We start from the raw sequence: 11,622 nt of genomic DNA, 5'->3' as shown, positions 1-11,622 counted from the left end.
CGTGTTCCCTCACGGCAGGCGGTGGCGGGCCTGATAGTAGGCCTGCCAGTGGGCTTCTTTGTGCGAGCCGACGCGTTGTTCAAAATAGCGGCGCAGGCGGGCGCGATCGTCTTCGTTATCTTTGACGATGGTACCGGCGATGCAGTCTACCAGGTCGGCGGGTTCGCCGGCGCGACCGGCCAGGAACCACGCTCGCACGCCGACGGCGTGGGCGACGTTGACCGCTTCGGCGGTGGACATAATGGCGTTGAGGGTGTCCATCGAGGTTTTCTTACTCCCTTCGGCGCGCAGATCGCGGAAGGTCTGGACCAGCAGTTCCAGTACCGCATCAGGAACTTTGTGCGGGATGCCGCTATGCTCCAGCAGGCGGGCCGAAGCGTTAGCCACCAGCTCCAGCTCCTGCTGAAAGTCCATAATCGGAAAGACGGTTTCGAAGTCGAAGCGGCGTTTCAGCGCCGCGCTCATTTCGTTAACCCCGCGATCGCGAGTATTGGCGGTGGCAATAATATTAAACCCGGCGCGGGCGTACAGCTGGCTATCGTCGCCGGTGAGTTCCGGGATCGCCATCACGCGGTCAGAAAGCATCCCCAGCAGGCAATCCTGAACCTCCAGCGGCGTGCGGGTAATCTCTTCAAAGCGGACGATTTTGCCATCGCGCATGCCCTGATACAGCGGGGCGGGAACCAGCGCCTGCGTCGACGGGCCCTGGTTTATCAGCAGCGCATAGTTCCAGGCATATTTGATTTGATCTTCGGTAATCGCCGCACCGCCCTGAATGGTGAGCCCGGCGTCGCCGCAGATAGCGGTAGCCAGCAACTCAGAGAGCAGCGATTTTGCCGTACCTGGTTCTCCCACCAGCATCAGACCCCGCCCGGTCGCCAGCGTCACCAGCATGCGTTCGACGGCGGCCGGGCTGATGACCACTTTACGGCTGATGTCGCGTGCGCTATCGCCAAGAATAAACGCGCGCGCCGCAGGCAGGCTTAGCTGCCAGCCGGGCGGGCAGGGGAAGGGGTCATTCTGTTGCAGCCGCGCGAGCTCATCGGCGTACAGGACGGCGGCTGGGGGACGCTGAAGATGTTGTTCCTGTTGTATCATCGTTTCTTCCTTAAAGAGACCGCGGTAATTGGAGCGTTTTTATCCTATGTGCAGCGAATAGCGTAAATGCGCTTTGCTTATCCACGGAAAATGATCTCAATCGTGCTTAGCGCCTCGCTGAGATCCTGTGGATCGAGCTGTGAGAACGCAGCGGGCCGTTCGCCATCATAGAGTCTGATGGCGGCAAACCGCTGAGGAGCCTTCGCATCCATGTTGTAGTGCACGAACCCTGGCGTGACTTCCAGAATCAGTCGATGCCGCCCGACATCGTAGCAGAAACGGTTTTCAGCGCCCTGCCACCAGCCGCGGCTGCGGATGCCCAATAATTGCCCGCAGGTTGTTGATTTTCCCTGCCAGCGCGTAAGCTCGCTGCGGGCGGTTTCTTCCGCCAGCAGCTGCACCGTCTGGCGCGTCAGCTGGCGGAACGGTGGCAATAGCTGATAATCGGCAAAAATTTGGCTAAATGCTGCCTGCGTTGCGTCATCCATTTCCAGCGGATGAGCAAGGCCGAACAGCGCCTCTTCCGGTAGAGCGATAGTGTCATCCTGGCCATCGCAGAATTCCCCTTCCGCGGCGACGCGAAAGGCGTTGAGCAGACGACGGGGTTCACTGGCGGCGTAGATTCCCCATACCAGGCGCCGGGTCAGATTGTTGGTCAGCGGATGATCGACAAACAGCGATTGAAACTCCGTTCGCGTCCAGCGCCGCGCCAGCCGCAGGGCGTTTTCCAGATGCGGCAGCAGGCGTTTGGCTACCTGGGCTGCGTCTTTTTTCAGGCCTTTCAGTCTGGCCAGCGCTTCCGCAGCTTTTACCTGGTCATCTTCGGCGCGCAGGCGCGGCAGGCTCTTTTGCCGCGCTCCCTGCTGGTCGTAAATCACCGGCAGCAGATTTTCATCAAAACGGACATAAAAGCCACGGCAACCAAAATCAAAAGCCAGCGTTTGGGGATCGTCCAGCCCCAGCGTAGGCGTTAGCCGATCCTGCAGCTGCTCTTCGCTGAGATCGCGGGCTTCGGCGACCTCTTTAAGAGACTGCCCGGCGCTTTCGCGCAGCGGGCGGGATTTGGCGCGCTGCGCGATGTGGTGCAGCTGCAGCAGCGCCATATCGCTGCCGATGCGGGTGAGAAGATGCAGCCCGCTGGCGGCGCGGGCGGATTTCCCTTCCTGCGGCCAGGCCAGGATAAGCTGGGTTAAATCACGCACCGTCGCTTCATCGCCAAAAATCCCCAGCGCCTGAAACGCCCAGTTCTCTTTGGCCGGGGCTCCGGCAGTCTGCCATGCGCTAAATAAATCCCAGACGAAAGCGGCCAGCGATTGGGGCTGGCAGGCGGCTTTGACTAAATCCAGTCCGCCGTAATGATGGCCGCCCTGGGCGAAGCGCAGCATTTCGCCGAAGATCTCCAGCGCATCGTCGGTCAACGGCTGGTCGGTGCCGATAAGCCGCGGCCTGCGCCAGAGCGTCGGTTGCCAGAAGTCAGGCGCTTTGGGAATGCGAACAGGGTAGTTGTCCAGCGGATCCTGCGTCAGCAGCTGTTCCAGCTCCGCCCACAGCGCCGGTTCGTTCCAGCGTTGTGCTACCGCTTTCAGCCGTTCATGGTGGCCTTCCTGGTACAGCAGACGCAGCGCGTTAATAGCCGCCTCGCGGCTATCGCCCGCTTTATCGAACGCCAGTGGGATTAACGCGGCGGCTGCGTGCTCCGGCCACTGCAGGAGCCACTGACGAGCCAGTTGGCTGTGCGCCTGCAAGCGTCGCCAGACGCGGGCCATCGGTAGCGCCAGCTCCGTTGCGCCGAGATGCGTCAGCAGGGGGAAGATCTCCTTTGGCCGATGCTGCAACGCCAGCAGCAGGCCGGGTAGGGCATCGGTCCCGAGAATACTCAGCGCATATTCGGTGCCGACAAATCTAAAGTTCGCGTCATTGATGCCCTGCCAGGCCGCCAGCGCCCGTTCGCGAGGCAGCTGCATAAGCAGATAAAGATTCCAGCAGTCGTTGGGGTTGTAGGCTTTTACCAGGTAATCCCCCCATGCCTCCAGTAGCGTAGCGATATCGAAGTTTTGCAGTGCGTGGCAGGCGTTGCCCCACCAGACATATCGATGAAAATATTTCTCCGTATCGAAATGGTCCCGCTTGCCGCATAACGTGTACTGGTGGAACAGGTATTCAATGCTCTGAAAGCCCAGCTCCTGCATGACGATAGTGCTATCTATGCTGGCGAGACGTTCATCGAGTGGAAGGTTATTAAAGAAACAGGCGGGTTTGCTGGCAGCCAGCGCTTCCCGCTCTCCTGGCTGCCAGTACTCCTGCGGCGCAACGGTTAGCGACGTTAGCGCAAAACGCGGGGACGCGGCTTTTTTCTTTTTGCTGCGCCACGGCGGCGAGCGCAGGATCTCCGGCAGGCAGGAGCGATCGGTTGCCAGCGTAACGTCTAAAGGCATCGATGGTCGGCTGGCCGCCAGAAGTTCCTGTGCCTTCGTGCTTAGCCAGGGCGTAACCTGCTCAGCCAGCTGAGGATGCGTATTGAGCAGCGTCCGCAGCAGCGTTCTCCAGCTCTCTTCACACTTTTTCTCTGCGATCTCAGGATAGCCCGGACGCGCGGGCGGTTCCGGCAGCGCCAGCAATTCCCCTACAGCGGCCAGAGCGGCGTGGGGATATTTCTTAGCGAATGTTGACACGCGCTGCTGGCTGGATTTGTTTTTATCCGCCACCAGCAGCAGCCGGATAGCCTGCGGATGGTTAATTTGCGCCAGCAGGCTGCCGCAGTCATCCCGGTACGCATATAGCGCCAGCCTGGAGATCGCCGCCAGCGCGCGGGCGGGCATTGCCGGTTTGGCTACGCCCAAATAGCCGAACGCCTGTGCAATAGCCTGCCGCCATTCGGCAGTGCATGTTTCATAGTCCCACGTAAGGGCCTGAATATGTTGATAGCGCGAGGGAATATCGTTCGCCAGTCGTTGCAGGCGTCCCTCTTCGACCGGCGGTACCGGGTCGCCAGACCAGCGGCGATGGCTTAACGGTTGTTTGCCCTTTTTAAAGGACAGCTCCAGCTGCGCGTCATCCGCCAGCCATGGCGGGAGTGCTGTGTTGTGCATAAACGTTCCTTGTGTTACTCAAACAGTCCGTCAATATCGTTAATCAATTCGCTAATGGTGACTTTATCCAGCACCGAAAAGGTTGCCTGCTGATGGCCGTTGCTGCCCCATCCGTACTGCCGGGCACTTCCGGAAAAAAGCCAGACTTTCGTTAACTGCTGCTCCGCGCTGAGTTCATCAGGCAGCATACCCACGGCGAAACCTTCGTCAATCTCCATCACCAGCGCCCACTGTCCCAACGGTTTTAGCATCCAGCCGATCCAGCCCGCATCCTGCGGGTCGCCGCGCAGCCAGCCTTTATTCGCCAGCCCGATCACCCGGCCGCTCGGGCACTTGCGCCCGGCCCAGCGGGTCAGTTCGCTGGCCGTCAGCTCGTCCGGGGTCAGGGTATAACAGTTGCGATCGAGCTGACGGAACGGCGGCAGCAGTTCATAGTCGGCAAACAGCTGGCCGAAGGCGGCTGCATCCTCCGGGGACATTTCCAGCAGGTGCGGAAGGCCGATATGAATGTTGCCTTCCGGCAGGGTGAAGAGGTCGTCATCGGCGTTACCGTAGCTGTTGTCCTCCGCCACGCGGAAGCAGGCCAGCAGGTTGTTTTCCTCACCGTATACGCCCCAGATAAGGCGACGGGTGAGATGGCGCACCAGCGGATGATTAACCAGGAACAGGTTGAAGTTTTCCACCGTCCAGCGACGACGCTGGCACATGGCTGACTCCATCCGCGCAATTTGCTGGGCGGCAATTGTACGGGTGTCTTTTTTCAGAGCCTTGTAGCGATTAACGGCCTCGGCGGCCAGCGCGCTATCGTCGCTTTTATTCGGTTTCGGCAGGTCTTTAAGGCGGCTGCCGTTTTCATCGCGCACGTAGGGTTTAAGCGCTTCATCAAAGCTCACGATAAAGCGCCGCGGGCCGAAATCGAGGGTGAGTGTTCCATCATCGTTGAGCCCCAGATCCGGAGCGAGGCGATCTTCCAGCTCTTCCACGGTGAGCCCGCGGCTTTCGGCGATCTCACCGATTTTTTCTCCCGCGCGCGCCTGCAGCGCCTTAAATTTCAGCTTTTGGGCGATACCGTTTAGCTGCATCAGGGCGATATCGCTACCGATGGCGGCGAGAATATCCAGCCCGACAGTGGCGCGTTTATGTTGAGATTCTCCCGGCCACGCCCGGATCAGCGGCGTCAGCTGCCGGGCGGTATCGTCGTTGCCGAAGATACCGAGCGTGGTAAAGGCCCAGCTCTCTTTCGACGGTGCCCCGGCGGTTTGCCAGGCGCTGAACAGATCCCAGGCGAAGGCGGCGAGTGATTCCGCGGTGCAGAAATCTTTAACCTGCTGCAGCCCGGGATAAATACCTTCCTCTAACGGGAAGCGCAGCATTTCACCAAGCGATTTTAACGCCGTATCCGGGAGAGCCAGGCCATTTCCCCGCAGCAGCGGCCGTGCCCACAGCCCTGGCTGGTAAAACGCCGGGAGGGGCGGAATTTTGGTCGGATAGTTATCCAGCGGGTCGAGCGCCAGCAGGGCGCCGACGGCCTCCGCTACCTCCGGCTGGTGATAGCGCCGCGCGACCTCTTCAAGCAGCGGCTGATGGCCCTTCTCTACCAGCATACGGATTGCCAGACGCGCGCTATCCTGCGCTTCGCCCGCTTTGCCGAAGGCGGCGGGCAGCAGGCCGGTAATGGCGTGTTCCGGATAGGCCAGTAGCCACTCGCGCGCGCCTTCACGCAGCGTTTTGAGCTTGTTAAAGGCGCGGGCGATCATCGGGGCGATTTCGCTGGCGGCAAACCAGATAGCGACCGGTAAATTTTCCTGCGGATAGCGTGAAAGAGAATGGATAAAACCCGGCAGCCCGGCAAGACGCAGGTACGTCATCACATATTCCGCCCCGGTGTGCGGTTCTTTACTGAGCGCGTTCCAGGCCTGAAGCGCCTGCTCAGCGGGCAGCGCGGCGAGCATATAAAGATTCCACTCTTCCTGGCGAAAAGTACGGGAACTTTTAAATTCCGTAATCAGTGCCGGGTAGTCCTGCCGCTGCCAGGCATCCACAATGGCGTCGGATATGTCTTCAAAACGGTGACCATTCCAGCGCTGGAAGCCTAACTGGCTCAGGTATTTTTTTTCTCCCTTTCCTGTGCCCATCTCCACCTGATGTGCGTACCAGCTATGTTGTTTGAGGAGCTGCTTGCTTGCTTCTTCCGTCAGCATACAGACCGGTTCTATAGTAAGCGGCGTTAAGCTCAACTGGGGAACAGGGGATTTTTTCTTTTTCGCTATCCATGGTGGGGATACCAGTACCGCTGGCAGCATATCGGCGCTGGCGCAATCGGCCTGCTGGTTTAATTGCTGCAGGCAGGATTCCAGCAGCGTGACGGCCCGCGCCGAGAGCCACGGCAAAATTTGCCCGGCCAGCTGCCGATGGGTGCTCAGCAGGGTCATCAGCATGATGCGCCAGCGCTTCTCTTCTTTTTGCGTCAGCAGTTCGGCTAGTGCCGCCATCGCCGCGTGGGGGAAGCGGAGGCTGGCCTGAGACATCCGTTCGTGGCAGCGTTTTCCTTGTTCGCTCACGCGGATCAGTTGCATCAGCGCCTGCGGATGGTTTACCTCGCTGACCAGTTCTCCGCACAGGTCATCGTGCACGTAGGGGGCGAAGCGGGCGATGCCGGCAACGCCCTGTTCGCGCATCACCGTCGCGTTCCAGATGCTGCCGTGGTAGTAATCGTTAAACAAATTTTCCGCCTGATAAGGCTCCAGCGCTTTTACCAGCTGCGGGTCGCGAACCACCAGCTTAAGCCATTCCGCGGTGCGGACATTTTTATGCGCCAGCACCCGACGCGCAATGTCGTCAACAATATCCTGGCGCTCTGGCAATAAGATGGCGACCAGAGGCAGCTGCCCGACGGGCATATCCGCCAGGGCGGCGATCAGTTTATCTACGCACTTTTGCCAGAGCGGCTCTTCGGCCTGGGCCAGATGGGCGCGCAGACGAACGTCGAGTAAGCTCGGCCCCCTCGCGACGGTAGGCTCTGAATGGAAGGTCACCTGCACGGTTTGATAATTATATTCAAATTCAATGTGCTGCAGGGCGATAAACGTGTCGACGGCATATTCCAGACCGTAGACGTAAACAATTTCGTCCATCAGGTTGGCATTATCGCCGCTGCGCCAGCCCCGGCGGGTCGCAACGGCAACCTGTATCGCCAGCGCCGCAGGCGAGAGCGGGCCATCGGTAAGGGCGTCGTTGATGGTTTGCTGCCAGTAGGCCGAGCAGTCGGCGCAGTTGAAGGTGACGGTTTTTCCTGATTGCTGATGAATCGCTTTCCCGAGGTCCATTAGTTCGTTATCTTCCGGGGCCGCGATGGGGTTACCGGGAAAGAGGCGAGAAGGGAGCGCTTTTTCAAGCAGCTCATCGGATAAAAGCAGTTCGCCATCGTCCGCCAGCCACGGGCGGGTGATGTCCGCAGGCGTTAAGGCGTATTCGGGCTGCGGGGCGGCTGATGGAGATGCGGGTAAGGCAGGCCGCTCGGTGTGAGTATCTTCAACGTAGCCTTTGCGGATTTTTTCGTTAATCAATTTGACTTCAGTCTTGCTGGCCGCCGCCGCGTCGGCAAAGGTTTTGATCTGGCTCTGCCCGTTTGTGCCAACCTTGCCCCAGCTTAGATGCAGCTCGTGGCCCTGTTGCTCAATCGTCCAGAATTTATGTGATTTTTCGTCATGATAAATAAAGGTTTTCATCAACGTCCCTGTGTTTTTATCCAGCCTGGCGTTGATGCTAACAGCTATTGACAGGAACACCGAGGGTGGGGGTAGCAAGAATACAATTTTCAGAATTCATAAAATAAAAAAAGCGCTGCCGGAGCAGCGCTTTATGCGTCATTACTTGACCTGCTGGCCCGGCTGAGCGCCGCTGTCCGGGCTTAACAGGAAGATATCTTTCCCGCCAGGACCCGCGGCCATCACCATACCTTCAGAGATGCCGAAGCGCATTTTACGCGGCGCCAGGTTAGCGACCATCACCGTCAGGCGGCCAATTAGCGCCTGCGGATCCGGGTAGGCGGAGCGAATACCGGAGAAGACGTTGCGCTTCTCGCCGCCGAGATCCAGCGTCAGGCGCAGCAGTTTGTCGGAACCGTCGACGAACTCGGCGTTTTCAATCAGCGCGATGCGCATATCCACTTTGGCGAAATCGTCAAAGGTGATGGTTTCCTGAATCGGATCGTCCGCCAGCGGGCCGGTGACCGGTGCTGACAGCGCTTTGACTTCTTCTTTCGACGCTTCAACCAGCGCGTCAACCTGCTTCATCTCGATGCGGTTATAGAGCGCTTTAAAAGCGTTAACCTTGTGACCGAGCAGCGGCTGCTGGATAGCATCCCAGCTCAGTTCGCCGTTGAGGAACGCTTCGGCGCGGGCGGCCAGCTGCGGCAGGACCGGCTTCAGCCAGGTCATCAGCACGCGGAACATATTCAGGCCCATGGTGCAGATGGCCTGCAGGTCGGCGTCGCGCCCTTCCTGTTTAGCCACCACCCACGGCGCCTGCTCGTCAACGTAGCGGTTTGCTACGTCGGCCAGCGCCATGATTTCGCGGATCGCCTTACCGAACTCGCGGCTGTCCCACGCTTCGCCAATGCTTGTTGCCGCATCGGTAAAGGTTTGATACAGCTGAGGATCGGCCAACTCTGAGGACAGCATGCCGTCGAAACGCTTGTTGATGAAACCGGCGTTGCGCGAGGCGAGGTTCACCACCTTGTTGACGATATCGGCATTAACGCGCTGCACGAAGTCTTCCAGGTTCAGGTCGATGTCATCAATACGCGACGAGAGCTTGGCGGTGTAGTAGTAGCGCAGACTGTCGGCGTCAAAATTATTCAGCCAGGTGCTGGCCTTAATAAAGGTGCCGCGCGACTTGGACATCTTGGCGCCGTTGACCGTCACGTAGCCGTGAACGAACAGGTTGGTCGGTTTGCGGAAGCTGCTGCCTTCCAGCATCGCCGGCCAGAACAGGCTGTGGAAGTAGACGATGTCTTTACCGATAAAGTGATACAGCTCGGCGGTGGAGTCTTTCTTCCAGTATTCGTCGAAGCTGGTGGTATCGCCGCGCTTGTCGCACAGGTTCTTGAAGGAACCCATGTAGCCGATCGGCGCGTCCAGCCAGACGTAAAAATATTTACCCGGCGCGTTCGGGATTTCGAAGCCGAAGTACGGCGCATCGCGGGAGATATCCCACTGCTGCAGCCCGGACTCGAACCACTCCTGCATTTTATTCGCCACCTGCTCCTGCAGCGCGCCGCTGCGGGTCCACGCCTGCAGCATTTCGCTGAACGACGGCAGGTCGAAGAAGAAGTGTTCAGACTCGCGCATCACCGGCGTCGCGCCGGAGACGACCGATTTTGGCTCGATAAGCTCGGTTGGGCTGTAGGTCGCGCCGCACACTTCGCAGTTATCGCCGTACTGATCCGGTGATTTGCACTTCGGACAGGTGCCTTTTACAAAACGGTCCGGCAGGAACATGCCTTTTTCCGGATCGTAGAGCTGAGAGATGGTGCGGTTTTTGATAAAACCGTTCTCTTTCAGGCGCGTATAGATAAGCTCCGACAGCTCGCGGTTCTCGTCGCTGTGCGTGGAGTGATAGTTGTCATAGCTGATGTCGAAGCCAGCAAAATCGGTCTGATGCTCCTGACTCATTTCGCCAATCATCTGTTCCGGGGTGATACCGAGCTGCTGCGCTTTCAGCATGATCGGGGTGCCGTGGGCGTCGTCGGCGCAGATGAAGTTGACCTCATGGCCGCGCATTCGCTGGTAACGGACCCAGACATCAGCCTGGATGTGCTCCAGCATGTGGCCGAGGTGGATTGAGCCGTTTGCGTACGGCAGCGCGCACGTTACCAGAATTTTCTTCGCGACTTGAGTCATAGTGGGCATTACATCTTCTATTGTAAAAAGGGGTTTCGATGTTACCGCAAAGGCAATAATTTGGTAAGCCCAAAGCTTATTGTGGGGGAATTATTCCCTTTAAGGTAAACTTAACGCACAAGATTCAACTCACAATAACAAAGGAGTCGGGATGAGTTCGCAATCCCAGGCCAAATCCCCCGAGCGTCTGCGTGCGATGGTCGCCGGGACCCTGGCTAATTTCCAGCACCCAACCCTGAAACATAACCTCACTACGCTGAAGGCGCTGCATCACGTCGCTTGGCTGGACGAGACCGTACACATTGAAATTCAGATGCCGTTCGTCTGGCATAGCGCATTTGAGGTGCTCAAGGAGCAGTGCAGCGCCGAGCTGCTGCGCATTACCGGCGCCAAAGCCATTGACTGGAAGCTGACGCACAGCATCGCCACGCTGCAGCGGGTAAAAAATCAGCCCGGCATCAACGGCGTGAAAAACATTATCGCTATCAGTTCCGGCAAGGGTGGGGTGGGTAAATCGTCTACCGCGGTCAACCTCGCACTGGCGCTGGCGGCGGAAGGGGCGAAAGTCGGCATTCTGGATGCCGATATTTACGGCCCGTCAATTCCGACCATGCTCGGCGCGGAAGATCAGCGTCCAACCTCGCCGGACGGCACCCATATGGCGCCGATTATGAAATTTGGTCTCGCCACCAACTCCATCGGCTATCTGGTCACCGACGATAACGCCATGGTCTGGCGCGGCCCGATGGCCAGCAAAGCGTTAATGCAGATGCTGCAGGAAACCTTGTGGCCGGATCTCGATTATCTGGTTCTGGATATGCCGCCGGGCACCGGTGATATTCAGCTGACGCTGGCGCAAAACATTCCGGTCACCGGCGCGGTGGTGGTGACCACGCCGCAGGATATCGCCCTAATCGACGCCAAAAAAGGCATCGTGATGTTTGAAAAAGTCGAGGTCCCGGTACTGGGGATTGTGGAAAACATGAGCATGCATATTTGCAGCAACTGCGGACACCACGAGCCTATCTTCGGTACCGGCGGCGCGCAAAAGCTGGCGGAGAAATACCATACCCAGCTGCTGGGCCAGCTGCCGCTGCATATCACCCTGCGTGAAGATCTCGACAAAGGGACGCCGACGGTGGTGGCGCGCCCGGAAAGCGAGTTTACCGAAATCTACCGCCAGCTGGCAGATCGCGTCGCGGCTCAGTTGTACTGGCAGGGCGAAGTTATCCCCGGTGAAATAGCCTTCCGCGCGGTCTGATTTCTCCTCCCTTTTGAACCGTACGTCGCGTTGCGCCGTACGGTTTTTTATTATATCCCTGCCCGTTTTCTCTCGCTGAAATAATCACCGCTTGAATAATATTAGCGTTAAATATTACTTGTTTTTATTCACATTTAGCGATGTTGAGATTTATCAATAAAACATATTGTTAACATTGTTTTCCTCTGGCGGTTATGCGAGCTTAATTAGCATTGAAGTGAAGTATTTTAATTCGCCGTGACGATGTTTAATTTTGGCTGTGTGATTTGGC

General features: G+C 58.2%; 5 protein-coding genes. 1 reads left to right on the top strand and 4 read right to left on the bottom strand.

Annotation, left to right across the window (positions count from 1 at the left end; genetic code table 11):
* Window positions 1-9: 9 nt before the first annotated feature.
* The 4 genes from KCG39_RS09835 to metG form a co-directional block, all read right to left on the bottom strand.
* A complete protein-coding gene (locus KCG39_RS09835; RefSeq protein ID WP_004122781.1) occupies window positions 10-1,098 on the bottom strand; it encodes an ATP-binding protein in 1,089 nt (362 codons plus the stop codon).
* 77 nt (window positions 1,099-1,175) lie between these two features.
* Window positions 1,176-4,187: a DUF4132 domain-containing protein gene (locus KCG39_RS09830; RefSeq protein ID WP_211811591.1), complete on the bottom strand. Its 3,012-nt coding sequence runs from the start codon at window positions 4,185-4,187 to the stop codon at window positions 1,176-1,178.
* 14 nt (window positions 4,188-4,201) lie between these two features.
* Window positions 4,202-7,915, bottom strand: a complete 3,714-nt coding sequence (locus KCG39_RS09825) for a WGR and DUF4132 domain-containing protein (protein ID WP_142467884.1) — start codon at window positions 7,913-7,915, stop codon at window positions 4,202-4,204.
* Window positions 7,916-8,056: 141 nt separating this feature from the next.
* Window positions 8,057-10,090 (bottom strand): methionine--tRNA ligase, encoded by a 2,034-nt coding sequence (metG, locus tag KCG39_RS09820; protein ID WP_142467883.1) that lies wholly within the window; start codon window positions 10,088-10,090, stop codon window positions 8,057-8,059.
* A 151-nt stretch (window positions 10,091-10,241) separates the two neighbouring features.
* Here metG and apbC point away from each other — a divergent pair, with 151 nt between their 5' ends.
* Window positions 10,242-11,351, top strand: coding sequence for an iron-sulfur cluster carrier protein ApbC (apbC, locus tag KCG39_RS09815; RefSeq protein ID WP_087829118.1), 1,110 nt, complete (start codon window positions 10,242-10,244; stop codon window positions 11,349-11,351).
* Window positions 11,352-11,622 lie beyond the last annotated feature (271 nt).

The organism is Klebsiella pasteurii (assembly GCF_018139045.1).
Taxonomy (GTDB): domain Bacteria; phylum Pseudomonadota; class Gammaproteobacteria; order Enterobacterales; family Enterobacteriaceae; genus Klebsiella; species Klebsiella grimontii.
This window is presented reverse-complemented; position numbering and strand designations above follow the sequence as displayed.

What these genes read in the sequence shown, in the direction of transcription:
- KCG39_RS09830 (WP_211811591.1), bottom strand. Translation starts at nt 4,187, where the DNA reads ATGCACAACACAGCACTCCCGCCATGGCTGGCGGATGACGCGCAGCTG.
- metG (WP_142467883.1), bottom strand. Translation starts at nt 10,090, where the DNA reads ATGACTCAAGTCGCGAAGAAAATTCTGGTAACGTGCGCGCTGCCGTAC.
- apbC (WP_087829118.1), top strand. Translation starts at nt 10,242, where the DNA reads ATGAGTTCGCAATCCCAGGCCAAATCCCCCGAGCGTCTGCGTGCGATG.
- KCG39_RS09825 (WP_142467884.1), bottom strand. Translation starts at nt 7,915, where the DNA reads ATGAAAACCTTTATTTATCATGACGAAAAATCACATAAATTCTGGACG.
- KCG39_RS09835 (WP_004122781.1), bottom strand. Translation starts at nt 1,098, where the DNA reads ATGATACAACAGGAACAACATCTTCAGCGTCCCCCAGCCGCCGTCCTG.